The 25,503-nt window shown below is 70.9% G+C and carries 21 protein-coding genes and 1 riboswitch; of the genes, 17 read left to right on the top strand and 4 right to left on the bottom strand.

The annotated features are described in order from the left end of the window. Positions 1-10: 10 nt before the first annotated feature. From HEP81_RS16670 to nuoN, 13 genes are read left to right on the top strand one after another with little or no spacing between them, the layout of a single operon-like run. On the top strand, positions 11-565 hold the full coding sequence (locus HEP81_RS16670) for a NuoB/complex I 20 kDa subunit family protein (RefSeq protein WP_009190037.1): 555 nt from the start codon (positions 11-13) through the stop codon (positions 563-565). Beyond that, the gene (locus HEP81_RS16665; protein ID WP_037658596.1) at positions 562-1,320 is read left to right on the top strand and encodes an NADH-quinone oxidoreductase subunit C; all 759 of its coding nucleotides are present in this window, start codon (positions 562-564) and stop codon (positions 1,318-1,320) included. The genes HEP81_RS16670 and HEP81_RS16665 overlap by 4 nt, the downstream gene beginning before the upstream one ends. Beyond that, positions 1,317-2,639 (top strand): NADH-quinone oxidoreductase subunit D, encoded by a 1,323-nt coding sequence (locus tag HEP81_RS16660; protein WP_037658595.1) that lies wholly within the window; start codon positions 1,317-1,319, stop codon positions 2,637-2,639. The genes HEP81_RS16665 and HEP81_RS16660 overlap by 4 nt, the downstream gene beginning before the upstream one ends. Next, positions 2,636-3,505, top strand: a complete 870-nt coding sequence (nuoE, locus tag HEP81_RS16655) for an NADH-quinone oxidoreductase subunit NuoE (RefSeq protein WP_037658594.1) — start codon at positions 2,636-2,638, stop codon at positions 3,503-3,505. The genes HEP81_RS16660 and nuoE overlap by 4 nt, the downstream gene beginning before the upstream one ends. Then, positions 3,502-4,851: an NADH-quinone oxidoreductase subunit NuoF gene (gene nuoF / locus HEP81_RS16650; RefSeq protein ID WP_172427610.1), complete on the top strand. Its 1,350-nt coding sequence runs from the start codon at positions 3,502-3,504 to the stop codon at positions 4,849-4,851. The genes nuoE and nuoF overlap by 4 nt, the downstream gene beginning before the upstream one ends. Next, positions 4,848-7,352, top strand: a complete 2,505-nt coding sequence (locus tag HEP81_RS16645; RefSeq protein WP_037658580.1) for an NADH-quinone oxidoreductase subunit G — start codon at positions 4,848-4,850, stop codon at positions 7,350-7,352. Before nuoF ends, HEP81_RS16645 begins: the two co-directional genes overlap by 4 nt. Beyond that, positions 7,349-8,725, top strand: coding sequence for an NADH-quinone oxidoreductase subunit NuoH (gene nuoH, locus HEP81_RS16640; protein WP_037658579.1), 1,377 nt, complete (start codon positions 7,349-7,351; stop codon positions 8,723-8,725). The genes HEP81_RS16645 and nuoH overlap by 4 nt, the downstream gene beginning before the upstream one ends. Then, a complete protein-coding gene (gene nuoI / locus HEP81_RS16635; protein WP_037658578.1) occupies positions 8,718-9,362 on the top strand; it encodes an NADH-quinone oxidoreductase subunit NuoI in 645 nt (214 codons plus the stop codon). Before nuoH ends, nuoI begins: the two co-directional genes overlap by 8 nt. Next, complete coding sequence (locus HEP81_RS16630) at positions 9,359-10,201, top strand: NADH-quinone oxidoreductase subunit J (protein WP_037658577.1); 843 nt, start codon at positions 9,359-9,361, stop codon at positions 10,199-10,201. Before nuoI ends, HEP81_RS16630 begins: the two co-directional genes overlap by 4 nt. Next, on the top strand, positions 10,198-10,497 hold the full coding sequence (nuoK, locus tag HEP81_RS16625) for an NADH-quinone oxidoreductase subunit NuoK (RefSeq protein ID WP_037658575.1): 300 nt from the start codon (positions 10,198-10,200) through the stop codon (positions 10,495-10,497). The genes HEP81_RS16630 and nuoK overlap by 4 nt, the downstream gene beginning before the upstream one ends. Before the next feature lie 15 nt (positions 10,498-10,512). Further along, positions 10,513-12,408 (top strand): NADH-quinone oxidoreductase subunit L, encoded by a 1,896-nt coding sequence (nuoL, locus tag HEP81_RS16620; protein ID WP_037658573.1) that lies wholly within the window; start codon positions 10,513-10,515, stop codon positions 12,406-12,408. A gap of 5 nt (positions 12,409-12,413) precedes the next feature. After that, positions 12,414-13,985, top strand: a complete 1,572-nt coding sequence (locus HEP81_RS16615) for an NADH-quinone oxidoreductase subunit M (protein WP_037658571.1) — start codon at positions 12,414-12,416, stop codon at positions 13,983-13,985. Further along, positions 13,982-15,631, top strand: coding sequence for an NADH-quinone oxidoreductase subunit NuoN (gene nuoN / locus HEP81_RS16610; RefSeq protein WP_037658569.1), 1,650 nt, complete (start codon positions 13,982-13,984; stop codon positions 15,629-15,631). Before HEP81_RS16615 ends, nuoN begins: the two co-directional genes overlap by 4 nt. Positions 15,632-15,740: 109 nt before the next feature. Here the strand turns inward: nuoN and HEP81_RS16605 are convergent, their stop codons facing one another. Then, positions 15,741-16,286 (bottom strand): hypothetical protein, encoded by a 546-nt coding sequence (locus tag HEP81_RS16605; RefSeq protein ID WP_037658568.1) that lies wholly within the window; start codon positions 16,284-16,286, stop codon positions 15,741-15,743. 283 nt (positions 16,287-16,569) lie between these two features. Here HEP81_RS16605 and recQ point away from each other — a divergent pair, with 283 nt between their 5' ends. Next, entirely contained in the window at positions 16,570-18,573 is a 2,004-nt protein-coding gene (gene recQ, locus HEP81_RS16600) for a DNA helicase RecQ (RefSeq protein WP_037658567.1), read from the top strand. A gap of 45 nt (positions 18,574-18,618) precedes the next feature. Here the strand turns inward: recQ and HEP81_RS16595 are convergent, their stop codons facing one another. Both HEP81_RS16595 and fahA read right to left on the bottom strand, forming a co-directional pair. Beyond that, positions 18,619-19,557: a M56 family metallopeptidase gene (locus HEP81_RS16595; protein ID WP_037658566.1), complete on the bottom strand. Its 939-nt coding sequence runs from the start codon at positions 19,555-19,557 to the stop codon at positions 18,619-18,621. Between the two features lie 177 nt (positions 19,558-19,734). Then, positions 19,735-20,955, bottom strand: a complete 1,221-nt coding sequence (gene fahA / locus HEP81_RS16590; RefSeq protein ID WP_037658565.1) for a fumarylacetoacetase — start codon at positions 20,953-20,955, stop codon at positions 19,735-19,737. Between the two features lie 239 nt (positions 20,956-21,194). Here fahA and HEP81_RS16585 point away from each other — a divergent pair, with 239 nt between their 5' ends. The 3 genes from HEP81_RS16585 to HEP81_RS16575 all read left to right on the top strand — a co-directional run bounded on the left by HEP81_RS16585 (position 21,195) and on the right by HEP81_RS16575 (position 24,740). Next, positions 21,195-22,457 (top strand): carboxylate--amine ligase, encoded by a 1,263-nt coding sequence (locus tag HEP81_RS16585; protein WP_037658562.1) that lies wholly within the window; start codon positions 21,195-21,197, stop codon positions 22,455-22,457. Positions 22,458-22,554: 97 nt separating this feature from the next. Further along, positions 22,555-23,766, top strand: coding sequence for an FAD-dependent oxidoreductase (locus HEP81_RS16580; RefSeq protein WP_037658560.1), 1,212 nt, complete (start codon positions 22,555-22,557; stop codon positions 23,764-23,766). A 161-nt stretch (positions 23,767-23,927) separates the two neighbouring features. Beyond that, positions 23,928-24,740: a Cof-type HAD-IIB family hydrolase gene (locus HEP81_RS16575; protein WP_037658558.1), complete on the top strand. Its 813-nt coding sequence runs from the start codon at positions 23,928-23,930 to the stop codon at positions 24,738-24,740. A gap of 45 nt (positions 24,741-24,785) precedes the next feature. On the opposite strand, the gene HEP81_RS16570 is transcribed toward HEP81_RS16575, so the two are convergent. After that, on the bottom strand, positions 24,786-25,271 hold the full coding sequence (locus HEP81_RS16570; RefSeq protein WP_037658556.1) for a transglycosylase SLT domain-containing protein: 486 nt from the start codon (positions 25,269-25,271) through the stop codon (positions 24,786-24,788). Positions 25,272-25,274: 3 nt separating this feature from the next. Then, a riboswitch (cyclic di-AMP (ydaO/yuaA leader) is annotated at positions 25,275-25,492 on the bottom strand. Positions 25,493-25,503: the final 11 nt, after the last annotated feature.

The raw sequence follows: 25,503 nt of genomic DNA, 5'->3' as shown, positions 1-25,503 counted from the left end.
CATATAAGACATGGGACTCGAAGAAAAGCTGCCGAGCGGCTTCCTGCTGACCACCGTGGAACAGGCCGCGGGCTGGGTGCGCAAGGCATCCGTCTTCCCGGCCACCTTCGGCCTCGCCTGCTGTGCCATCGAGATGATGACCACCGGCGCCGGCCGTTACGACCTGGCGCGCTTCGGCATGGAGGTGTTCCGCGGCTCACCGCGCCAGGCGGACCTGATGATCGTGGCCGGCCGGGTCAGCCAGAAGATGGCGCCGGTGCTGCGGCAGGTCTACGACCAGATGCCCAATCCCAAGTGGGTGATCTCCATGGGCGTCTGCGCCTCCTCGGGCGGCATGTTCAACAACTACGCGATCGTCCAGGGCGTCGACCACATCGTCCCGGTCGACATCTACCTCCCCGGCTGCCCGCCCCGGCCCGAGATGCTGATGGACGCGATCCTCAAGCTCCACCAGAAGATCCAGTCCACCAAGCTCGGGGTGAACGCCGAGGAAGCGGCCCGCGAGGCGGAGGAGGCGGCGCTCAAGGCCCTGCCCACCATCGAGATGAAGGGGCTGCTGCGGTGAGCGACGCGAACGGCACCCACGGCGGCGGGACGAACGGGGTGAACCCCGAGAAGGACCTCTCCGCCTCCAACCTCCCCGGCCAGCGCGGCCAGGGCGGCGAGGAGATCCGCGTCCAGCGCGGCATGTTCGGCGCCGACAACGGCGGCGACACCTCCGGATACGGGGGCCTCATCCGCTCGGTCCGGCTGCCCGGACCGGCGAGCCGGCCCTACGGCGGCTGGTTCGACGAGGTCGCCGACGAGCTGGAGGGCGCCCTGGAGGAACAGGGCCTGCTGCCGGACAACGCCATCGAGAAGACGATCGTCGACCGCGGCGAACTCACCTTCCACATCGAGCGCGAGCACCTGCCGCGCGTCGCCCGCACCCTGCGCGACGACCCCGCCCTGCGCTTCGAACTGTGCACCGGCGTCAGCGGCGTGCACTACCCGGGCGACAAGGGCCGCGAGCTGCACGCCGTCTACCACCTGCGCTCGATCACCCACAACCGGCTGATCCGCCTGGAGGTCAGCGCCCCGGACGCCGACCCGCACATCCCGTCCCTGGTGCCCGTCTATCCCACCAACGACTGGCACGAGCGCGAGACGTACGACTTCTTCGGGATCGTCTTCGACGGCCACCCGGCCCTGACGCGGATCATGATGCCGGACGACTGGCAGGGCCACCCGCAGCGCAAGGACTACCCGCTCGGCGGCATCCCCGTCGAGTACAAGGGCGCCCAGATCCCGGCTCCGGACCAGCGGAGGTCGTACTCGTGAGCACTGAGTCCGCATCGGCACGCGAAACCACCGAGGGCACCGTCTACACGGTCACCGGTGGCGACTGGGACGAGGTCGTCCAGTCGGCTGCCCGCTCCGACGACGAGCGCATCGTCGTCAACATGGGTCCCCAGCACCCCTCCACCCACGGGGTGCTCCGGCTGATCCTGGAGATCGACGGCGAGACGGTCACCGAGGCCCGCTGCGGCATCGGCTATCTGCACACCGGTATCGAGAAGAACCTCGAATTCCGCACCTGGACGCAGGGCACCACCTTCGTCACGCGCATGGATTACCTGACGTCCTTCTTCAACGAGACCGCCTACTGCCTCGCCGTCGAGAAGCTCCTCGGCATCGAGGACGACATCACCGACCGCGCCAAGATCATCCGGGTGCTCCTGATGGAGCTGAACCGGATGTCCTCCCACCTGGTGTGCATCGCCACCGGCGGCATGGAACTGGGCGCGACCACGATCATGATCTACGGCTTCCGTGATCGTGAAATGATTCTCGACCTCTATGAACTGATCACCGGCCTGCGGATGAACCACGCGTACATCCGCCCCGGCGGACTCGCCCAGGACCTGCCGCCCGGCGCGGTCGACCAGATCCGCGAGTTCGTCAAGAAGATGCGCCGAAACATCCCGGAGTACGACAAACTCGCCACCGGGAACCCCATCTTCAAGGCCCGCATGGGCGACATCGGCTATCTCGACCTGGCCGGCTGCATGGCCCTCGGCGCGACCGGCCCGATCCTGCGCGCCACCGGCCTGCCGCACGACCTGCGCAAGACCCAGCCGTACTGCGACTACGAGACGTACGACTTCGAGGTCCCCACCGCCGACAGCTGCGACGCCTACGGCCGCTTCCTGATCCGGCTGGAGGAGATGCGCCAGTCGCTCGGGATCATCGAGCAGTGCCTGGACCGGCTGGCGCCCGGCCCGGTCATGGTCGCCGACAAGAAGATCGCCTGGCCCGCCCAGCTGGCCCTCGGCCCGGACGGACTCGGCAACTCCCTCGACCACATCAAGAAGATCATGGGCACCTCCATGGAGGCCCTGATCCACCACTTCAAGCTGGTCACCGAGGGCTTCCGGGTCCCGCCGGGCCAGGCGTACGCGGCCGTCGAGTCCCCCAAGGGCGAACTCGGTGTGCACGCGGTCTCCGACGGCGGCACCCGCCCCTACCGGGTCCACTTCCGCGACCCGTCCTTCACCAACCTTCAGGCCATGGCGGCGATGTGCGAGGGCGGCCAGGTCGCCGACGTGATCGTCGCCGTCGCGTCCATCGATCCCGTGATGGGAGGCGTCGACCGGTGACCACCTCTTCTTCGGAGCACGGCGTCAGCCTGGGCATGCCCGAACCGCCCGCGCCCGCCTACCCGGACGACGTACGGGAACGCCTTGCGGCGGACGCGCGCGAGATCGTGGCGCGCTACCCGGACTCCCGCTCCGCCCTGCTGCCGCTGCTCCACCTCGTGCAGTCCGAGGAGGGCCATGTCACGCGCACCGGAATGCGGTTCTGCGCGGAGACGCTCGGCCTGACCACCGCCGAGGTCACCGCGGTGGCCACCTTCTACACCATGTACCGGCGCCGGCCCTCCGGCGACTACCAGGTCGGGGTGTGCACCAACACCCTGTGCGCGGTGATGGGCGGCGACGCGATCTTCGAGTCCCTCCAGGAGCACCTGGGCGTGGGCAACGGGGAGACCACCGACGACGGCAAGGTCACCCTGGAGCACATCGAGTGCAACGCGGCCTGCGACTTCGCGCCGGTCGTGATGGTCAACTGGGAGTTCTTCGACAACCAGACGCCCGGCAGCGCCCGGGACCTGGTGGACGACCTGCGCGCCGGACGGGCCGTACAGCCCACCCGCGGGGCGCGGCTGTGCACCTTCAAGGAGACCGCCCGGATCCTGGCCGGCTTCCCGGACGAGCGGCCCGGAGCCGTCGAGGAGGGCGGCAGCGCCGGACCCGCCTCGCTGGTCGGACTGCGCCTGGCCAGGGGCGAGTCGGAGCCCGCGCGCGTGGTCCATCCGCGGGACGGCGGTCCGCACGACGAGGCGCGGGCCGCGGTGCACGAGCCGTCGCCGGCCGAACACCTCAGTTCCCATGACGCGCCGCACCAGACGTCGGCCTCCGACCCCGCCCACCCGGCAGGGCCCGCCGCCGAGGAGGGGGAGTGATGAGCGTGGCAGCAGAACTCAAGGACTCCAGCCCCGAGAAGCTGCTGGCACCCGTGCTGTCGGCCTTCTGGGACGAGGACCGCTCCTGGTCCCTGGACGTCTACCGGCGGCACGAAGGGTACGAGGGGCTGCGCAAGGCGCTCGCCATGTCGCCCGACGACCTGATCGCCTACGTCAAGGAATCCGGGCTGCGCGGCCGCGGCGGCGCGGGCTTCCCGACCGGCATGAAGTGGCAGTTCATCCCCCAGGGCGACGGCAAGCCGCACTATCTCGTCGTCAACGCCGACGAGTCGGAGCCGGGCACCTGCAAGGACATCCCGCTCCTGTACGCGAACCCGCACAGCCTCATCGAGGGCATCGTGATCGCGTGCTACGCCATCCGGTCCTCGCATGCCTTCATCTACCTCCGGGGTGAAGTGGTCCCGGTCCTGCGGCGGTTGCACGAGGCCGTGCGCGAGGCCTACGCGGCCGGCTTCCTCGGCGAGGACATCCTCGGCAGCGGTCTGAACCTCGACCTCACCGTGCACGCCGGGGCCGGCGCGTACATCTGCGGCGAGGAGACCGCGCTGCTCGACTCGCTCGAAGGCCGCCGCGGCCAGCCGCGGCTGCGTCCCCCCTTCCCCGCCGTCGAGGGGCTGTACGCCTGCCCCACTGTGGTGAACAACGTCGAGTCCATCGCCTCGGTTCCCGCGATCCTGAAGAACGGGAAAGAGTGGTTCAGGGCGATGGGCAGCGAGAAGTCCCCGGGCTTCACGCTCTACTCGCTCAGCGGGCATGTCACGAGCCCCGGCCAGTACGAGGCACCGCTCGGCATCACCCTGCGCCAGCTCCTGGAGATGAGCGGCGGGATGCGCGCGGGCCACCGGCTGAAGTTCTGGACGCCGGGCGGCTCCTCCACCCCGATGTTCACCGCCGAACACCTCGATGTGCCGCTCGACTACGAGGGCGTCGGCGCCGCCGGCTCCATGCTCGGCACCAAGGCCCTCCAGTGTTTCGACGAGACCACCTGCGTGGTCCGCGCGGTCACCCGCTGGACCGAGTTCTACGCCCATGAGTCCTGCGGCAAGTGCACACCCTGCCGCGAAGGGACGTACTGGCTGGTGCAGTTGCTGCGGGACATCGAGGCCGGCAAGGGCGCCAGGTCCGACCTGGACAAGCTCGCGGACATCGCCGACAACATCAACGGCAAGTCCTTCTGCGCCCTCGGCGACGGCGCGGCCTCCCCGATCTTCTCCTCGCTGAAGTACTTCCGCGAGGAGTACGAGCAGCACATCACGGGCCGGGGCTGCCCCTTCGACCCGGCCAAGTCGACGGCCTGGGCGGACCGCCCGGAGGTGAACGCATGACCGTGACCACCAACGCTCCCGCGGGTGGCGGAGAGGCGGCCCTCCCGCCGGAAGACCTCGTCGCGCTGACGATCGACGGCATCGAGATCAGCGTGCCCAAGGGCACCCTGGTCATCCGGGCCGCCGAACAGCTCGGCATCGAGATCCCCCGCTTCTGCGACCACCCGCTGCTGGACCCGGCCGGCGCCTGCCGGCAGTGCATCGTGGAGGTGGAGGGCCAGCGCAAGCCGATGGCCTCCTGCACCATCACCTGCACCGACGGCATGGTGGTGCGCACCCAGCTGACCTCCCCGGTCGCCGAGAAGGCCCAGCACGGTGTGATGGAGCTGCTGCTCATCAACCACCCGCTGGACTGCCCGGTCTGTGACAAGGGCGGCGAGTGCCCGCTCCAGAACCAGGCCATGTCGCACGGCAACGCCGAGTCCCGCTTCGAGGGCCGCAAGCGCACCTACGAGAAGCCGGTCCCGATCTCCAGCCAGGTGCTGCTGGACCGCGAGCGCTGTGTGCTGTGCGCCCGCTGCACCCGGTTCTCCAACCAGATCGCGGGCGACCCGATGATCGAGCTGATCGAGCGGGGCGCGCTCCAGCAGGTCGGCACCGGCGAGGGCGACCCCTTCGAGTCGTACTTCTCCGGGAACACCATCCAGATCTGCCCGGTGGGAGCGCTCACCTCGGCGGCGTACCGCTTCCGCTCCCGCCCCTTCGACCTGGTCTCCTCGCCCTCGGTGTGCGAGCACTGCGCGGGCGGCTGCGCCACCCGCACCGACCACCGGCGCGGCAAGGTCATGCGGCGGCTCGCGGCCAACGACCCCGAGGTCAACGAGGAGTGGATCTGCGACAAGGGGCGCTTCGGCTTCCGCTACGCCCAGCTCAAGGACCGCCTCGACACCCCGCTGGTGCGCGGCGCCGACGGCGTCCTGGAGCCCGCGTCCTGGCCGGAGGCGCTGGAGGCCGCCGCCCGCGGTCTGAGCGCCGCCCGCTCCCGGGCCGCCGTCCTGACCGGCGGCCGGCTGACCGTCGAGGACGCCTACGCGTACAGCAAGTTCGCGCGGGTCGCCCTGGACACCAACGACATCGATTTCCGCGCACGGGTGCACAGCGCCGAGGAGGCGGGCTTCCTCGCCGCCACGGTGGCGGGCCGCGGGCGTGACCTGGAAGGTACGGGGGTCACGTACGGCGCGCTGGAGAAGGCGTCCGCCGTGCTCCTCGTCGGCTTCGAGTCGGAGGAGGAGGCCCCCGGCGTCTTCCTGCGGCTGCGCAAGGCCTGGCGAAAGCACAAGCAGCTGGTGTTCTCGCTGGCCACACACGCCACCCGGGGCTTGGAGAAGGCGGGCGGCACCCTGCTGCCGGCCGCGCCCGGCACCGAGACCGAGTGGCTGGACGCGCTCGCGAGCGGCGTCGGCCTGGAGGCCCCCGGCACCCGGGCCGCCGAGGCGCTGCGCGGCGAGGGCGCCGTCATCGTCGTCGGAGAGCGGCTGGCCTCGGTCGCCGGCGGGTTCACCGCCGCCGTACGGACCGCGACCGCGACCGGCGCCCGGCTGGTGTGGATCCCGCGCCGGGCCGGGGAGCGCGGCGCCCTGGAGGTCGGCGCGCTGCCCGCGCTGCTGCCGGGCGGCCGCCCCGCGACCGACCCGCGCGCCCGCGCCGAGGTGGCCGGCGCCTGGGGCCTGTCCGAACTGCCGCTGGGCTACGGCCGGGACACCGAGCGGATCGTCGAGGCCGCCGCGGACGGCGGCCTGGCGGCCCTGGTGGTCGCGGGCGTCGAGGTCGCCGACCTGCCCGACCCGGCCCGCGCCCGCGAGGCGCTGGACCAGGTCGGCTTCCTGGTCTCGCTGGAGCTGCGGCCCAGCGAGGTCACCGAACGCGCCGATGTCGTCCTGCCGGTCGCCGCGGTCGCCGAGAAGGCGGGCTCCTTCCTCAACTGGGAGGGCAGGGTGCGCTCCTTCGAGGCCGCGCTCAAGCCGGAGCAGATGACCCGCCGGCTGGCCCCGACCGACGCCCGGGTGCTGCACATGCTGGCCGACGCGATGGACGTCCACCTGGGGCTGCCGGACCTGCGCACCATCCGCGCGGAGATCGACCGGCTCGGCTCCTGGGACGGGCCGTACGCCACCGAGCCCCGGGAGGCCGCGGGCGCCGTACCGCGCCCGGCCGCCGGGGAGGCCGTACTGGCGGGCCACCGGCTGCTGCTCGACCAGGGCCTGCTCCAGGAGGGCGACGAGGCGCTGGCCGGCACCCGGCGCGCCGCCCGGGCCCGTCTCTCGGCCGCCACGGCCGCCGAGGCGGGGGTCGCGGAGGGCGAGTTCCTCGCCGTCACCGGTCCCGCCGGAACCGTCGAACTCCCGCTCCAGATCGGTGAGATGCCCGACCGGGTGGTCTGGCTCCCGCTGAACTCCGTCGGCGGCGGCGTCGCCTCCGACACCGGGGCACAGCCCGGCAACCTCGTCCGCATCGGCCCGGCGGCCCCCGCCGAGGCGGCCCCCAAGGAGGTGGAGGCATGAGCCCGTACCTCGCCGCTGAAGACCTCTCGATGTTCGGCCGCGACCCCTGGTGGCTGGTCGTCGTCAAGGCGGTCTTCTGCTTCGCCTTCCTGATGGTGACCGTGCTGTTCTCCATCGTCTGGGAGCGCAAGGTCGTCGCCTGGATGCAGCTGCGCATCGGACCCAACCGGCACGGCCCCTGGGGCATGCTCCAGTCGCTCGCCGACGGTGTGAAACTGATGCTCAAGGAGGACCTGATCGTCCGCCGCGCGGACAAGGTGGTCTACGTCCTCGCACCGATCGTGGCGGCCATCCCGGCCTTCATGGCGATCGCGGTGATCCCGTTCGGCCCCGCCGACCACGAGATCTCCATCTTCGGCACCCGTACCACGATGCAGCTCACCGACCTGCCGATCGCGATGCTCTACATCCTCGCGGTCGCCTCGGTCGGCATCTACGGCATCGTCCTCGCGGGCTGGAGCTCCGGCTCCACGTATCCGCTCCTCGGCGGTCTGCGCTCCTGCGCGCAGATGATCTCCTACGAGATCGCCATGGGCGCCGCGTTCGCCTCGGTGTTCCTCTACTCGGGCTCCATGTCGACGTCGACGATCGTGGCCCAGCAGCACGACCGCTGGTACATCCTGCTGCTGCCGGTCTCCTTCCTCCTCTACATCGTCACCATGGTCGGCGAGACCAACCGCGCCCCCTTCGACATGCCGGAGTCCGAGGGCGACCTGGTGGGCGGCTTCAACACCGAGTACTCGTCCATCAAGTTCGCGATGTTCATGCTCGCCGAGTACGTGAACATGGTGACGGTCTCCGCCGTCTCCACCACCCTCTTCCTCGGCGGCTGGCGGGCCCCCTGGCCGATCAGCACCTTCTGGGCGGGCGCCAACCACGGCTGGTGGCCGATGCTCTGGTTCGTCATCAAGGTGCAGCTGCTGCTGTTCTTCTTCATCTGGCTGCGCGGCACCCTGCCCCGGGTCCGCTACGACCAGCTGATGAAGCTCGGCTGGAAGGTCCTGATCCCGGTCTCGGTGACCTGGCTGATGCTCGTCGCGTCCGTACGGGCGCTGCGCAACGAGCACTACGGCTTCGCCGACATCGCCCTCTATGTGGGCGGCGGGGTGCTCGCCCTGCTGCTGATCTCCTTCGTCGTCGACATCTTCCGCGAGAAGGCGCAGGCGGTCGAGCAGACGGCCGCGGACCAGGCCGGGTTCGACCCGATGGCGGGCGGATTCCCGGTGCCGCCACTGCCCGGACAGGAGCTGCCGCCGGTGCCCAGGCGCCGCTCGGGGCGGGAGCGGGAGCTGATTGTCAGTGGCGGGCCCGACACTGTGAGTGACGGAACGTCAGAGGGATCTTCGGATGGAAAGGAGGCGTCCGATGGCTGAGGAACCCAAGGAGACCAAGCCCGGTTTCCAGAACCCCGTGGCCGGCTTCGGCGTGACCTTCAAGGCCATGTTCAAGAAGCGGCTCACCGAGCAGTACCCGGAGCAGAAGAAGACCACCGCTCCCCGCTTTCACGGACGGCACCAGCTCAACCGCCATCCGGACGGCCTGGAGAAGTGCGTCGGCTGCGAGCTGTGCGCCTGGGCCTGCCCCGCCGACGCCATCTATGTGGAGGGCGCCGACAACACCGACGAGGAACGTTACTCGCCGGGCGAGCGCTACGGCCGCGTCTACCAGATCAACTACGCCCGCTGCATCCTGTGCGGGCTGTGCATCGAGGCGTGCCCCACCCGCGCGCTGACGATGACCAATGAGTTCGAACTGGCCGACTCCAGCCGCGCGAACCTCATCTACACCAAGGAGCAGCTGCTGGCCGGCCTCGACGAGGGCATGGTCGAGGCGCCGCACTCCATCTTCCCGGGCACCACCGAGGAGGACTACTACCGGGGCCTGGTCACCCAGGCCGCGCCCGGCACGGTCCGCCAGGTCGCCGTCTCCAAGGGCGAGGAGGCCGAGGGCTCCGAGGGCTCCGGGGCCTCCGAAGCAGACACGGCAGCGGACCAGGAGGTGGACGCATGAGCGCGCAGCTCGCCGCCTATACGACCTCCACGGGTGAGGCTTTCCAGTTCTGGGTCCTCGGCACCGTCGCGGTGATCGGCGCCCTGTGCACCGTCTTCATGAAGAAGGCCGTGCACAGCGCGCTCAGCCTCGCCGGGACCATGATCGTCCTGGCGGTGTTCTACCTCGCCAACGGCGCCTACTTCCTCGGCGTCGTACAGATCGTCGTCTACACGGGCGCGATCATGATGCTGTTCCTGTTCGTGGTGATGCTCGTCGGCGTCACCGCCGCGGACTCGCTGAAGGAGACCATCAAGGGCCAGCGCTGGCTGGCCCTGCTGTGCGGGGTCGGCTTCGGCGTGCTGCTGCTCGCCGGGATCGCCAACGCCTCCCTGAAGGACTTCGCGGGCACCGGCCAGGCGAACGCCAACGGCAATGTGGAGGGCCTCGCCGCCCTCATCTTCACCAAGTACGTCTTCGCCTTCGAGATCACCGGCGCCCTGCTGATCTCGGCCGCCGTCGGCGCCATGGTGCTCACCCACCGGGAGCGCACCGAGCGCGCCAAGACCCAGCGCGAGCTGGCCGAGCAGCGCGTCCGCGAGGGCAAGCACCTGCCGCCGCTGCCCGCCCCGGGTGTCTACGCCCGGCACAACGCGGTGGACATCGCGGGTCTGCTCCCCGACGGCTCCCCCTCCGAGCTGACCGTCAGCAAGACCCTGCGCGAACGCGGCCAGATCCGGGACGTGTCCACGGAGGCCATCAACGATCTGCGGGCGCTGGAACAGCGTTCCACGGAGCGCCTGGAGCGGACGCCGATCGAACCGGAGACGTTCAAGCGGCCCGAGGAGGCGTCGAAGTGAACCCGGTCAACTATCTGTATCTCGCGGGCCTGTTGTTCACGATCGGCGCCACCGGCGTACTGATCAGGCGCAACGCCATCGTGGTCTTCATGTGCATCGAGCTGATGCTGAACGCCTGCAATCTCGCGTTCGTCACCTTCTCCCGGCTGCACGGCAACCTCGACGGCCAGGTCATCGCCTTCTTCACGATGGTCGTCGCCGCCGCGGAGGTCGTGGTGGGCCTCGCGATCATCGTGTCGCTGTTCCGTACCCGCCACTCGGCCTCGGTCGACGACGCCAGCCTGATGAAGCTGTAAGGGGTCGGGAGAATCGTGGAGAAACTGATCGCGCTGCTCATCGCGGCGCCCCTGCTCGGAGCGGCCGTCCTCCTGGTCGGCGGCCGGCGCCTGGACCGCGTCGGCCACTGGATCGGCACCCTGCTGTCGACCGCGTCCTTCGTCATCGGCCTGCTCCTCTTCGCCGACCTGCTCGGCAAGAACGCCGAACACCGCACACTGATCCAGCACTTGTGGACCTGGATCCCGGTCGAGGGCTTCCAGGCGGACGTCACCTTCCGCCTCGACCAGCTGTCGATGACCTTCGTCCTGCTGATCACCGGCGTCGGCTCGCTGATCCATCTGTACTCGGTCGGGTACATGGAGCACGACGAACGGCGCCGCCGCTTCTTCGGTTATCTGAACCTGTTCCTCGCGGCCATGCTGCTGCTCGTCCTCGCCGACAACTACCTGCTGCTGTACGTCGGCTGGGAGGGCGTCGGTCTCGCCTCGTACCTGCTGATCGGCTTCTGGCAGCACAAGCCCAGCGCCGCCACGGCGGCCAAGAAGGCGTTCCTGGTCAACCGGGTCGGCGACATGGGCCTGTCGATCGCGATCATGCTGATGTTCACCACCTTCGGCTCCTTCGCCTTCGGCCCGGTCTTCGGCCATGTCGACGGCGCCTCCCAGGGCAAGCTCACCGCGATCGGCCTGATGCTGCTGCTGGCCGCGTGCGGCAAGTCCGCCCAGGTGCCGCTCCAGTCCTGGCTCGGTGACGCGATGGAGGGCCCGACCCCGGTCTCGGCCCTGATCCACGCGGCGACCATGGTGACCGCGGGCGTCTATCTGATCGTCCGCTCGGCGGCCGTCTTCAACGCGGCGCCGGACGCCCAACTCGTCGTCACCGTGGTGGGCACGGTCACCCTGCTCTTCGGTGCGATCGTCGGTTGCGCCAAGGACGACATCAAGAAGGCGCTGGCCGGCTCCACCATGTCGCAGATCGGCTACATGGTGCTCGCCGCGGGCCTCGGCCCCATCGGCTACGTCTTCGCGATCATGCACCTGGTGACCCACGGCTTCTTCAAGGCCGGGCTGTTCCTCGGCGCGGGCTCCGTGATGCACGGCATGAACGACGAGGTCGACATGCGCAAGTTCGGTGGCCTGCGGAAGTACATGCCGGTCACCTTCATCACGTTCGGCCTCGGCTACCTCGCCATCATCGGCTTCCCGGGCCTGTCCGGCTTCTTCTCCAAGGACAAGATCATCGAGGCGGCCTTCGCCAAGGGCGGCACCGAGGGCTGGATCCTCGGCGGCGCGGCCCTGGTGGGCGCGGCCATCACCGCCTTCTACATGACGCGCGTGATGCTGATGACGTTCTTCGGTGAGAAGCGCTGGCAGCCCGACGCCGAGGGCCACGAACCGCATCCGCACGAGTCCCCGGCCGTCATGACGATCCCGATGATCGTGCTGGCCGTCGGCTCGGTCCTCGGCGGTGCCTTCTTCAGCATCGGCGACCGCTTCCTCAAGTGGCTGGAGCCGGTCACCGGCCACAGCGAGGGCCACTCCCCGGTCAGCGCCGGGGAGGTCACCATCGCCACGATGGTGTGCCTGGTCATCGGCGTGGGCATCGCCTGGGCGCAGTACGGCCGCAAGCCCGTCCCGGCCCTCGCCCCGCGCGGCTCGCTGCTCACCCGGGCGGCCCGCCGCGATCTCCTCCAGGACGACTTCAACCATGTGGTCCTGGTGCGCGGCGGTGAACACCTCACGCGCTCCCTGGTCTACCTCGACCACAGCCTGGTCGACGGGGTCGTCAACGGCACGGCGGCCGGCTTCGGCGGCCTGTCCGGGCGGCTGCGCCGGCTCCAGAACGGCTTCGCCCGCTCCTACGCGGTCTCGATGTTCGGCGGCGCGGCACTTCTGGTCGCCGCGACCCTGCTGATGAGGGCGGTCTGATACCGATGTCCTTTCCCCTGCTGACAGCGACGGCGGCGCTCCCCGCCCTGGGAGCCGTCGCCACGGCCGCCGTACCGGCCGCGCGACGCACCGCCGCCAAGTGGCTGGCCCTGCTCATCTCGCTCGGCACGCTCGCGCTGGCGATCACTGTCCTGGTCCGCTTCGACCCGGGCGGCGCCCGCTACCAGCTCACCGAATCCCATACCTGGATCCGTGACTTCGGGGTGCGCTACGAGCTGGGCGTGGACGGCATCGGGGTGGCGCTGATCGCGCTGACCGCCGTACTGATCCCGTTCATCATCCTGGCGGGCTGGCACGACGCCGACCCGCTGGAGACCGGCAACCGCCGCTGGCGCCCCACCCAGGGCTTCTTCGCGCTGATCCTGGCGGTCGAGGCGATGGTCCTCATCTCCTTCGAGGCCACCGACGTCTTCCTCTTCTACATCTTCTTCGAAGCCATGCTGATCCCGATGTACTTCCTCATCGGCGGCTTCGGGGACCGTGCCCACGCCCAGGGCGAGGAGGCGGCCGCCACCCAGCGTTCGTACGCGGCGGTGAAGTTCCTCCTCTACAACCTGGTCGGCGGTCTGATCATGCTGGCCGCGGTGATCGGCCTCTATGTGGTCGCCGGGAACTTCTCCCTCCAGCAGATCGCCGAGGCGCGCGCGAGCGGCTCGCTGCACATGGCGACGAGCACCGAACGCTGGCTGTTCCTCGGTTTCTTCTTCGCCTTCGCGGTGAAGGCGCCGCTGTGGCCGCTGCACACCTGGCTGCCCAACGCCATGCAGGAGTCCACCGCCCCGGTCGCCGTCCTCATCACGGCGGTGGTCGACAAGGTGGGCACCTTCGCGATGCTCCGCTTCTGCCTCGGGTTGTTCCCGGAGGCCAGCAGGTGGGCCACGCCGGTGATCCTCGTCCTGGCGCTGATCAGCATCGTCTACGGCGCGCTGCTCGCGGTCGGCCAGCGGGACATCAAGCGCCTGGTGGCGTACGCGTCGATCTCCCACTTCGGCTTCATCATCCTGGGCATCTTCGCGATGACCAGCCAGGGCCAGTCCGGCGCCACCCTCTACATGGTCAACCACGGCATCTCCACGGCCGCGTTGATGCTGGTCGCCGGCTTCCTGATCTCCCGGCGGGGCTCGCGGCTCATCGCCGACTACGGCGGGGTGCAGAAGGTCGCCCCGGTGCTCGCCGGCACCTTCCTGATCGGCGGCCTGGCCACCCTGTCGCTGCCCGGCCTCGCGCCGTTCGTGAGCGAATTCCTCGTCCTGGTCGGCACGTTCACGCGCTACCCGGTGATCGGGATCATCGCCACCCTCGGCATCGTGCTCGCCGCGCTCTACACCCTGGTGCTCTACCAGCGCACCATGACGGGCCCGGTGAAGCCCGAGGTCTCCACGATGCCCGATCTGCGGGTGCGTGAGGTCCTGGTCGTCGCCCCGCTGATCGTGCTGCTGATCTTCCTGGGCGTCTATCCGAAGCCCGTGACGAACATCGTCAACCCGGCGGTCAAGCACACCATGTCCGACGTCCAGAAGAAGGACCCCAAGCCCGAGGTGGAGGCGGTCAAGTGAGCACCCCAGCCGTCCACAGCCTGTGGACAACCGCGGCCGACCGCATCCCCCAGATCGGCGCGCCGAAGATCGAATACGGGCAATTGTCGCCCACGCTGATCCTCCTCGGCGCCGCGCTGGTCGGGGTGCTGGTCGAGGCGTTCGTGCCGCGCAGGTCCCGTTACTACGCACAGGTGTTCGTGTCGGTCGTCGCCCTGTGCGCCGCGTTCGCCGCGGTCGTCGGGCTCGCCGCCGACGGGTACGGCACCACGAAGGCGCATGTCGCCGCCATGGGCGCCATCGCGGTCGACGGCCCCTCGCTGTTCCTCCAGGGCGTCATCGTGCTGGCCGGTCTGGTGGGCCTGTTCACCTTCGCCGAGCGCCGGCTCGACCCTGCGGCGGGCGGCAACCGGGTGGACTCCTTCGCCGCACAGGCCGCCGCCGTGCCGGGCAGCGACACCGAGAAGGCCGCGGTCAAGGCCGGGTTCACCACCACCGAGGTCTTCCCGCTGCTGCTCTTCGCGGTCTCCGGCATGCTGGTCTTCACCTCGGCGAACGATCTGCTGACGCTCTTCGTGGCGCTGGAGGTCTTCTCTCTGCCGCTGTACCTGCTGTGCGCGCTGGCCCGCCGCAAGCGGCTGATGTCGCAGGAGGCCGCGGTCAAGTACTTCCTGCTGGGCGCGTTCGCCTCCGCGTTCACCCTGTTCGGCATCGCGCTCCTGTACGGCTACGCGGGCTCGGTGTCGTACGCGCGCATCGCCCAGGTCGTGGACGGCTCGGTCACCGATGTGAACCCGGCACTGGCCGACACCATGGGCAATGACGCGCTGCTGCTCATCGGCGCGGCCCTGCTGGTGATGGGCCTGCTGTTCAAGGTGGGCGCGGTGCCGTTCCACATGTGGACGCCCGATGTCTACCAGGGCGCGCCCACCCCGGTGACCGGCTTCATGGCGGCGGCGACCAAGGTGGCCGCGTTCGGCGCGCTGCTGCGGCTGCTGTACGTGGTGCTGCCGGGGATGCGCTGGGACTGGCGGCCGGTGATGTGGGCGGTGGCGATCATCACCATGCTGGGCGGCGCGATCGTGGCGATCACCCAGACCGACATCAAGCGGCTGCTGGCGTACTCGTCCATCGCGCACGCCGGATTCATCCTCGCGGGTGTCATCGCGACCTCGAAGAACGGCGTGTCGTCGGTCCTGTTCTATCTGGCCGGCTACTCGTTCGTGACGATCGGCGCCTTCGCGGTGGTCACGCTGGTGCGGGACGCGGGCGGCGAGGCGACCCATCTGTCCAAGTGGGCCGGGCTCGGCCGGCGTTCCCCGCTGGTGGCGGCGGTCTTCGCGGTGTTCCTGCTGGCCTTCGCCGGTATTCCGCTGACCTCCGGCTTCGCGGGGAAGTTCGCCGTGTTCAAGGCGGCGGCGGCCGGTGGCGCGGCCCCGCTGGTCGTCATCGGTGTGATCTCCTCGGCGATCGCGGCGTTCTTCTACATCCGGGTGATCGTGCTGATGTTCTTCAGCGAGCCCAAGCCGGAGGGGCCGACCGTGGCCGTGCCGTCGCCGCTGACGATGCTGGCGATCGGGCTCGGCGTGGCGGTCACGCTGGTGCTGGGTGTGGCGCCGCAGTACTTCCTGAACCTGGCGAACCAGGCGAGCGTGTTCGTGCGCTGAGCGCGCTCACCGCGCCCGTGCGCGAGGAAGGCCCCGGTTTCGTCTTTTCGGAACCGGGGCCTTCGCGCTGCCGTGGAGCGTGCTGCCGTGGCGCGCGCTGCCGTACGGCTCAGCCCGGGGCGCCCGGGTAGGGACACTTCACGTCGGGGTTCCACTCGTAGAACAGGCCGCTGGGGTTGTTCTTGTAGAGCCAGGCGTGCAGCGAGTAGTGGGTCGGGATGGTCGAGTTGTGGTGCGCCGTGATCGGTCCCTCGAACTTCCGGCCGAACATCGTGGGCCGCGCGCTGTTCTTGCCGGCCTTCACGATCCACTCGACTCCGGTGAGCCTGCGGCCGCCCTTGCCGTCGTCCTCGTAGAGCAGGGCGGCGGGCTTGGCCGGGTCGAGGGAGCCGTAGTACTCGGGGTTGATGTAGTGGTACCCCATGGCGCCCATGCCGTCGTTCATGTCCATGGTGCAGGGGTTGGGCCGGTATCCGGCGGCCGCGGCGAGCGGGACGGACCGGTACTTCGCGGTGGCCGACACCGTCGTCGCGAGCTGCTTCCAGACGGAGGGGTCGACCGGCCCCCGGTCGGCCCGGGCGGGGGAGGCCGCGAGGCCGAGGGCGACGGTGGAGGCGACGAGGGCGAGGACGGGTCTGGTCAGGTGAGCGGGCATCGTGCGGGGCTCCTTGCTCCTGGGGGAGGAGACGGGGTCGCACCGAGAAGGATGGTCCGGGGCGGGGGTGGAGGGCCATCGGGGGCGGCCATTCGAGTGACGACTATGCGACGTAGGGTGATGATCGGGTTCCCCTGGAGATCGCTTCAGGGCCTGACTTGCTCGCACATTTGTTCGCCATCTGTGGATAACTCCGGGGCTGTCGGTGCGGGCCCCTATCGTTGAGGCAGTGGTGGGCAGCGAGCGCACGACGGCACACGGGGGACCGGCGGGGGACAGGACGATGGATGCGACGGGCGGGATCAGTCAGATGCCAGTGGTGACCGAGGGACCCGGAGCGGACGCGAGCGAGGCGCTGACCACGCTGCACCGGGTCTTCGGGTACGACGCCTTCCGGGGCGAGCAGGAAGCGATCATCGAGCATGTGGTGGCGGGCGGCGACGCCCTGGTCCTCATGCCCACCGGCGGCGGCAAGTCGCTGTGCTACCAGATCCCGGCCCTGGTCAGACCCGGCACCGGCGTGGTGGTCTCGCCGCTGATCGCGCTCATGCAGGACCAGGTGGACGCGCTGCGCGCCCTCGGTGTGCGGGCCGGGTTCATGAACTCCACCCAGGGCTTCGACGAGCGGCGCACGGTCGAGGCCGAGTTCCTGGCCGGCGAGCTGGACCTGCTCTATCTGGCGCCGGAGCGGCTGCGCCTGGACGGCACCCTGGACCTGCTCTCCCGCGGCAAGATCTCCGTCTTCGCGATCGACGAGGCGCACTGCGTCTCGCAGTGGGGCCATGACTTCCGGCCCGACTACCTCTCGCTGAGCCTGCTCGGCGAGCGCTGGCCGGACGTCCCGCGGATCGCCCTGACGGCCACCGCGACCCGGGCCACCCACCAGGAGATCACCCAGCGGCTGAACCTGCCGGCGGCCCGCCACTTCGTCGCCAGCTTCGACCGGCCCAACATCCAGTACCGGATCGTGCCCAAGGCCGACCCGCGCAAGCAGCTGCTCGCCTTCCTGCGCGAGGAGCACCCGGGCGACGCGGGCATCGTGTACTGCCTCTCGCGCAACTCTGTGGAGCGCACCGCGGAGTTCCTGAGCGCCAACGGCGTCGAGGCGGTGCCGTACCACGCCGGCCTGGACGCGGGCACCCGCGCGGCGCACCAGTCCCGGTTCCTGCGCGAGGACGGCCTGGTCGTGGTCGCGACCATCGCCTTCGGCATGGGCATCGACAAGCCCGACGTGCGCTTCGTGGCCCACCTGGACCTGCCCAAGTCCATCGAGGGCTACTACCAGGAGACCGGCCGCGCGGGCCGTGACGGACTGCCGTCCACGGCCTGGATGGCGTACGGACTCAATGACGTGGTGCAGCAGCGCAAGCTGATCCAGTCCGGCGAGGGCGACGAGGCGTTCCGCCGCCGGGCCGCCTCCCATCTGGACGCGATGCTCGCGCTGTGCGAGACCGCCGGGTGCCGGCGCGGCCAGCTGCTCGCCTACTTCGGCCAGGAGCCGGGCGCGGCGGCCTGCGGCAACTGCGACACCTGCCTGACCCCGCCGGAGACCTGGGACGGCACGGTCGCGGCGCAGAAGGTGCTGTCCACCGTGGTGCGGTTGCAGCGTGAGCGCGGACAGAAGTTCGGCGCCCTCCAGATCGTGGACATCCTGCTCGGCAAGCGCACCGCCAAGGTGATCCAGTTCGACCACGACCAGCTGTCCGTCTTCGGTATCGGCGAGGACCTCGCCGAGGGCGAGTGGCGCGGCGCCATCCGCCAGCTGCTGGCCCAGGGGCTGCTCGCGGTCGAGGGGGAGTACGGCACTCTGGTGCTCACCGAGGCGAGCGGCACGGTGCTGCGCGGCGAGCGGGAGGTGCCGCTGCGCAAGGAGCCGAAGAAGGCGGCCGTCTCCCGTTCGGCCTCGGGCTCCGGTTCCGGCCGGGGCGGCGGCAAGGCCAAGGCCGCCGTGGCCGAGCTGCCCGAGGAGCTCCAGCCCGCCTTCGAGGCGCTGCGGGAGTGGCGCACCGGGCAGGCCAAGGAGCAGGGCGTGCCGCCGTACATCATCTTCAACGACGCCACCCTGCGCGCGATCGTCTCCAGCATGCCGGGCTCCCTGCGGGACCTGGCCGGCATCAGCGGGGTCGGCGAGAAGAAGCTGGCGACGTACGGCGAGGAGGTGCTCGCCGTGCTGGCCTCCCTGAACGGATCCGCACCGGCCGCCGCCGGGCCGCCCGCGCCGGGCGAATCACCGGAGGACGACTGGCCGGGCCCGGAGGACGAGCCGGAGCCGGAGGACTGGATATAGCCGGTCCTGGAACGGCGGCTCGCAAGGCGCCCCGGAGCCGTCGGCTCAGGACAGTGCCTTGAGGCCCGGTGCGAAGGTGATCAGCAGCGGGAGGAGCGGTACCAGCGCGGCGACCGTCGTGGTCAGGGCGCGCTGGCGGCGCAGCAGCCGCGGGGGCGGTTCCAGCAGCCGGTCCACCCGCTCGCCCAGCAGCCGGCGGCTGGAGGCACAGGACAGGACGCCCCGGTGCTGGTTCAGCTCGATCAGCGCGAGCGCGGTGGTCAGATGGCCGCAGCGCCGGGAGGCGGTGTCGTCGGCGGCCAGTTCCACCAGGCGGTGCGTCTGGTCGCGGAAGTGGGCGAAGAGCGGCACCCGGGGAAAGCCCGTGGCCAGCGCGCTGGACAGATGCAGCAGCCAGTCGTGGTGGGCGCGGGCGTGGCCGCGCTCATGGGTGAGGACGGCGTCCAGCTGGTGGCCGGTCAGCCGGTGCAGCGCGCCGGTGGTGACCACCAGCTGCGGGGGATGCCCCGGCATCCACCAGGCGTCCGGGTACTCGTCCTCCAGCACCAGCATCGGGCCCCGCGCCATCGGCAGTCCCGCGGGCAGCTCCGGGGCGCGCTCGCGCAGTTCGGCGCGGGCCTGGCCGCGGCTGCGGCGGGCCTCGACCAGTTCCCGGCCGAGCATCGCCGTGGTCCAGGCGGCGCCGCCGGCCAGCAGGACGGTGAGGACGGCGGCCCATACCGGTGCGGCGGACAGGTCGTAGGCGGCGGTGACGGCGGGCGGCGCGGGGGCGAACACATGGTCGCGCACGGTGTGGAAGACCGCCGCGGTGCCCAGCGTCAGAGCGGCCAGGCAGCACAGCAGGACGGTGGCGACGAGGCACTGCCACACCCACAGCGCGACCACGGGTTCCCGCTCGGGCCAGTCGGCCCGGGTCAGCGCGCGCGGTGCCGGCCCGGCCGCCGTCAGGGCGACGACGGTGAGCAGGAGCAGGCAGACGGTCATGCCGGGGCTCCGGTTCCTGGTCGGAGAGGGGGTTCGCGGACGGGCGGCGCGAAGGGGGCGGCGCGGGTGGCCGCCGTGGGCGGTGCGTGCTGCCGCCAGTATGACGAAGAGGGGCGCCGCGAGTCAGGGGTCGGAGCGAACCGTCCGCTCCCGGCCCGCCCCGCGGCGCCCACCGGATCAGGCCGAGGGCACGATCCGGCCGGTCACCTCGCCGAGGCCCACCCGGGTCCCGTCCGGCCCGGGCGCCCAGGCCGTCAGGGTCACCACGTCGCCGTCCTCCAGGAAGGCGCGCTTGCCGTCGGGCAGTTCGAGGGGGTTGCGGCCGTTCCAGGTCAGCTCCAGCAGGGAGCCGCGCTGCCGTTCCTCGGGTCCGCTCACGGTGCCGGAGCCGTACAGGTCACCGGTGCGCAGGGAGGCGCCGTTGACCGTCATCTGGGCGAGCTGCTGGGCGGCGGTCCAGTACATGGCGGAGAAGGGCGGCTCGGAGATCACCTCGCCGTTGAGGGCCACGGAGATCCGCAGGTCGTAGCCGCCGGGCTCGATGCCGGGCGCCGCGTCGTCCAGGTAGGGCAGCAGCGGGTGGGTGCGCTCGGGCGGCGCCACCCGGGCGTGCTCCAGGGCGTCCAGCGGGGTGATCCAGGCCGCCACCGAGGTCGAGAAGGACTTGCCGAGGAACGGACCGAGGGGCACGTACTCCCAGGCCTGGATGTCCCGCGCGGACCAGTCGTTGAGCAGGAACAGCCCGAAGACGTGCTCGCGGAAGTCGCCGAGCGCGACCGGGGTCCCCTGCTCGCTCGGCACGCCCACCACGAAGCCGACCTCGGCCTCGATGTCCAGCCGGATCGAGGGGCCGAACACCGGCGCCGGGTCGGCGGGACCCTTGCGCTGCCCGGAGGGCCGTACGACATCCGTGCCCGAGACCACGACGGTGCCGGAGCGGCCGTGGTAACCGATCGGCAGATGCTTCCAGTTGGGGGTGAGGGAGTCCGCGGCGTCCGGGCGGAAGACCTTGCCGACGTTACGGGCGTGGTGCTCCGAGGCGTAGAAGTCGACGTAGTCCGCGACCTCGAAGGGCAGATGCAGGGACACCTCGGACAGCGGGTGGAACAGGGGCGCGAGCGTCTCGCGGTACGCGGGGTCGGTGACCCAGGAGGTGACCGCCGAGCGCACCTCGGTCCAGGTGGCGCGCCCGGCCGCCAGCAGCGGGTTGAGGGTGGGGCGGGCGAGCAGCGCTTGGTGCGGCGAGCCGAGGGCCGCGGCCGCGGCGCCCGCGTCGAGGACCTGGTCCCCGAGCCGGACGCCCACCCTGCGCTCCGAGCCGCCGGAGGGCGAGAACACGCCATAGGGAAGGTTGTGCGGGCCGAAGGGGTCGCCCTCGGGGACGTCGAAGGGGGGCATCGGGGTACTGCCTCGCTCTCATCCAGGCCATGCATGGCGATGCGTTGCACGTGATCGAGCCACACGTTACGGCCGGGACACCGGTCTTGGGCAGTGGCTGGGGGGTTGCCCCCGTAGTGCCTCAAGAGTTCGCAATGTCCGAAAGACCCTTGTCGGAGGCGGTAGTTCCGGCTTAGCGTCCTTCGGGGGGAGACGGACGGGGTGGATCCGTCCCCCTGGGGGGACACGTGGGGGGACCCGTGGCCGAAGACACCGTCGGTGCGTCCGTGCAGGTCGACCGTGAGGTGCCGGGACTGATCGTCAAGTTCGGCGCCTACCCGCTGCACCACGGCGGAGTGGGCGCGATCCGCAGCCTGGGCAGGCTCGGCGTGCCCATGTACGCGATCACCGAGGACCCGTACACACCGGCGGCCGCCTCGCGCTATCTGCGCAGGGCGTTCGTCTGGCCGACGACCGGCGCGGAGGACCCCGGGCAGCTGGTCGGGGGGCTGCTGCGCATCGGCCGCCGGATCGGCCGCCCGGCCGTGCTGATCCCGACGGACGAGGAGGCGGCCGTCCTGATCGCCGAGCACCGGGAGGAGCTGGCCGGACCCTTCCTCTGCCCGCCGGTGGACCCCGGGCTGCCGCGCCGGGTGGCCAGCAAGCAGGGGCTGCACGAACTGTGCGAGGAGCACGGGCACGGGCTCGTGAGCCCGGCGGCGGCCTTCCCGCGGTCGTACGAGGAGGTGGTGGCCTTCGCCGACACCGCGAGCTTCCCGGTGGTGGCCAAGAACCGGGAGGCGTTCCTGCGCCGCAGCCGGCCCGCCGTGGGCGGCACCACACGGATCGCCACCCGCGCGGGCCTGCTCGCCCTGGCCCGCGCATGGGGGCCGGACCCCGGGGTGATCCTCCAGGAGTATCTGCCGCGCGAGCAGGCCGAGGACTGGATCGTGCACGCCTGCTTCGACCGGGACGCGAACCCGCTGGCGCTGTTCACCGGGGTGAAGGTGCGGTCCTGGCCGCCGCACGCGGGTATGACCGCGCACGCGTACGTCGTCGACAATCCCGAACTCGCGGGCCTGGCGGCGCGGTTCGTGAAGCGGATCGGGTTCAGCGGGGTGGCCGACCTGGATCTGCGCTTCGACCGGCGCGACGGACAGTACAAGCTGCTGGACTTCAATCCGCGGATGGGCGCGCAGTTCCGGCTGTTCGAGAGCGCGGCCGGCGTGGACGTCGTACGGGCGCTGCACCTCGATCTGACCGGGCGGCCGGTGCCCGAGGGGGAGCAGCGGGCCGGGCGCCGCTATGTCGTGGAGAACATCGATCTGCCGGCCCTGCTCGCCTACCGCCGCGGCGGATATACGACCCCGCACGCGCCGGCGCGGGCGAGCGGGACGGAGCTGGCCTGGTTCGCGGGGGACGATCCGCTGCCGTTCCTCACCATGCTCGCCCGCTTCGTGCGGCCGGGCGCGCGGCATCTGTGCCAGCTGTGGCGGGACCGTCGCCGCGGCACACCCAAGTAGGCCATGCGGCCACGCAAGTAGGCCATGCGGCCACGCAAGTAGGCCATGCGGCACACCCAAGTAGGCCATGAGGAAACGCGTCCTGGGGAGGGACTTCGTGATCCGACCGGTTGCAGTCATCGGGGCGGGGCCGTTCGGCCTGTCCACCGCCGCCCATCTGCGGGCGCGCGGCCTGCCCGTACGGGTCTTCGGCGACCCCATGGTCAGCTGGCGCGCCCATATGCCCGAGGGCATGCTGCTGAAATCGACCCCCGCCGCCTCCAGCCTCGACTGCCCGCAGCCCGGCCACACCCTCGCCGACTACTGCGCCGCGGCCGGGATCCGGCGGCTGGTCAGTGACGAGGACGTCATCCCGGTGGAGACCTTCATCGGGTACGGCGAGTGGTTCCAGCGGCAGCTCGTGCCGCAGCTGGAGCGGGTGCGGGTGGTCTCCGTGGAGCCGGCCGGGCGGGACGCGGGCCGGGGCTTCGAACTCAAGCTGGACTCGGGAGAGTCGTTCGTCGCGCGGGCGGTCGTGGTGGCCACCGGGCTCTCCGGTCTCGCCCATCTCCCGGCCGAGCTGCGGCGGGCGGCCGGTGCCGAGCCCGCTGCCGAGGGACCCGTCTCGCACAGCTCCCAGCACCATGACCTCACGCGGTTCGCCGGCAAGGAGCTGATCGTGGTCGGCGCCGGGCAGTCCGCGCTGGAGACGGCCGCGCTCGCGGCGGAGGCCGGGGCCCGGGTGCGGGTGGTGGCGCGGGGGCGCGGCCGGGTCGCGTTCGGGGCGCCGCCCTGGGAGCAGCCGAGGCTGCGTCCCGAGTCACCGTTCGGACGGGCCTGGTCGCTGTGGGCGTTCAGCTACTGCCCGCACCCCTACCGCTTCCTGCCCGAGCCCACCCGGCACTTCCTGGTGCGCCGGGTGCTCGGCCCGCTCGGCGCCTGGTGGCTGCGGGAGCGGTTCGAGGGCGCCGTACAGGTGACGGAAGTCGAGCGGGTGCTGGGCGCGGCGGCGGAGGACGGCGGCCCGGTGCTGGCCGTGCGTACCCACGGCGGCCGCGTCGAGCACCTCACCGCCGACCATGTCCTCGCCGCGACCGGCTATCGCGTGGACATCGCCGCGATGGACTTCCTCGGTCCCACCCTGCGCACCCACCTCGCCACCAGCCGCGGCACCCCGCGCCTCGGCGCCGGCTACGTCTCCTCGGTCCCCGGCCTCTACTTCACCGGTCTGCCGGCCGCCTCCTCCTACGGCCCGGTGATGCGCTTCGTGTGCGGCACGGAGTTCGCCTCCCCGAGGCTGGCGGGACACCTGGCGGGGGCGCACGGCTGAGCACAGGGGGCGCGGTTCTGACAGCCGCCCCCGCTCTCCTCCCCATCACCACTGCCCTTAAGCCCACTTGAAGTTGCCTCCCCCGCAAGTCCGGGTAATGACACGGGAGTCGGGGAGGGACACGGAGGCTGGTGGAGGGGACGGGTCCGTATTCTCGGATCATGGTTGCCTCCCCCGCGTACGCACTGATCGCCACCGACCTGGACGGGACGCTGCTGCGCGGCGACGACACCGTCTCCGAGCGTTCGCTGGCCGCGCTCGCGCGGGCGGAGCGGGCCGGGGCCCGGCATCTGGTGGTCACCGGCCGCCCGGCCCCCAGAGTCCGCCCCCTCCTGGCCGCCCTCGGCACCACGGGCCTCGCGGTGTGCGGGCAGGGGGCGCAGGTCTACGACGCCGGGTCCGGCCGGATGCTGTGGTCGGTCCGGCTGGACCGGGAGCTGGCCGAGACCGCGCTCGGCAAGATCGAGGCGGAGGTGGGCCCGGTGTTCGCGGCCGTCGACCAGGACGGCACGGACGGGCTCACCCTGATCGAACCCGGATACCGGATGCCCCACCCGACCCTGCCCGCGGTCGGGGTGGCCCGGCGCGACGATCTGTGGGGCGCGCCGATCAGCAAGGTGCTGCTGCGCCACGCCACCCTGTCCGACGACGAGTTGGCGACGGCGGCCCGCTCGGTGGTGGGCTCGCTGGCCACGGTCACCATGTCGGGACCCGGGACCGTGGAGCTCCAGCCGTGCGGGGTGACCAAGGCGACCGGCCTCGCGCTGGCCGCCGAACGGCTCGGGGTCCCCGCAGAGGACGCCCTCGCCTTCGGTGACATGCCCAACGACATCCCGATGTTCCGCTGGGCGGCGCACGGCGTCGCGATGGCGAACGCCCACCCCGAGCTGAAGGCTGTCGCCGACGAGGTCACGACATCGAACGAGGACGACGGCATCGCCGTCGTCCTCGAAAGGCTGTTCCCGGCCGGATGACCGGGAACAGCGGTGGTGCCAGGGGCCGCTACGGCCCGGCGTCGATCAGTAGGCGCCGTTGACGTTGTCGATGGAGCCGTACCGCGCCGCCGCGTAGTTGCAGGCGGCGGTGATGTTCGCGACCGGGTCGTAGATGTTGAACGAGGTTCCGGCCACGTGGTACGCGTTGAAGGTCGGGTCGATCACCTGGAGCAGACCCTTGGACGGTATGCCCTTGGCCGCGTTGGAGTCCCACAGGTTGATGGCGTTCGGGTTGCCCGAGGACTCGCGGATGATGTTGCGGTAGATGCCGTTGTAGGAGCCCGGGATGTTCTTCTCGGCCATGATCGCGAGGGACTCGCGGATCCAGCCGTCGAGGTTGTTCGGGTACCCGGCGGGCGTGGTGGCGGCCGAGGTCGTACCGGTGGTGGCGGACGCGGTCGCCGCGCCCACGAGCGGCATGGCGAGCACGGCCGCGCCGGTGCCGGCGACGGCGATCAGACGGACGAGACGGTTGGCGCGGGTACGGCGCGGCTGAACGGCAGCAGACATGGGGACGTTCCTCTCCTACGCCTGCGAGGTGAGCTGTCGGGTTCGGGCGGGGAGGTGCCCGGTCGCGCCCCGTGAGAGGCGTGGCTTTACCCCAAGCCGTCCGGTGCGAACACGCGGTGCGGCGCGCTGTGTCACGCGCTGCGCCATGTGAGTCGTCCGGTTCGGCGGCTTACCTGGGTCCCCCGCTCCTGCCGTACGAATGAGTTTGTCGATGGGTGTACGGGCGGCGGCA

Origin of the sequence: Streptomyces griseofuscus, assembly GCF_014673495.1 — a bacterium.
In the GTDB taxonomy this organism is placed as follows: Bacteria; Actinomycetota; Actinomycetes; order Streptomycetales; family Streptomycetaceae; genus Streptomyces; species Streptomyces murinus.
The sequence above is the reverse complement of the archived record's forward strand: the minus strand, read 5'-3'. Positions and strand labels throughout refer to the sequence as shown.

Excerpts from the sequence above, each read along its gene's own strand:
- HEP81_RS16670 (WP_009190037.1), top strand. The coding sequence starts at position 11 with ATGGGACTCGAAGAAAAGCTGCCGAGCGGCTTCCTGCTGACCACCGTG.
- HEP81_RS16645 (WP_037658580.1), top strand. The coding sequence starts at position 4,848 with ATGACCGTGACCACCAACGCTCCCGCGGGTGGCGGAGAGGCGGCCCTC.
- nuoH (WP_037658579.1), top strand. The coding sequence starts at position 7,349 with ATGAGCCCGTACCTCGCCGCTGAAGACCTCTCGATGTTCGGCCGCGAC.
- nuoI (WP_037658578.1), top strand. The coding sequence starts at position 8,718 with ATGGCTGAGGAACCCAAGGAGACCAAGCCCGGTTTCCAGAACCCCGTG.
- HEP81_RS16630 (WP_037658577.1), top strand. The coding sequence starts at position 9,359 with ATGAGCGCGCAGCTCGCCGCCTATACGACCTCCACGGGTGAGGCTTTC.
- HEP81_RS16615 (WP_037658571.1), top strand. The coding sequence starts at position 12,414 with ATGTCCTTTCCCCTGCTGACAGCGACGGCGGCGCTCCCCGCCCTGGGA.
- HEP81_RS16605 (WP_037658568.1), bottom strand. The coding sequence starts at position 16,286 with ATGCCCGCTCACCTGACCAGACCCGTCCTCGCCCTCGTCGCCTCCACC.
- recQ (WP_037658567.1), top strand. The coding sequence starts at position 16,570 with ATGGATGCGACGGGCGGGATCAGTCAGATGCCAGTGGTGACCGAGGGA.
- HEP81_RS16595 (WP_037658566.1), bottom strand. The coding sequence starts at position 19,557 with ATGACCGTCTGCCTGCTCCTGCTCACCGTCGTCGCCCTGACGGCGGCC.
- fahA (WP_037658565.1), bottom strand. The coding sequence starts at position 20,955 with ATGCCCCCCTTCGACGTCCCCGAGGGCGACCCCTTCGGCCCGCACAAC.
- HEP81_RS16575 (WP_037658558.1), top strand. The coding sequence starts at position 23,928 with ATGGTTGCCTCCCCCGCGTACGCACTGATCGCCACCGACCTGGACGGG.
- HEP81_RS16570 (WP_037658556.1), bottom strand. The coding sequence starts at position 25,271 with ATGTCTGCTGCCGTTCAGCCGCGCCGTACCCGCGCCAACCGTCTCGTC.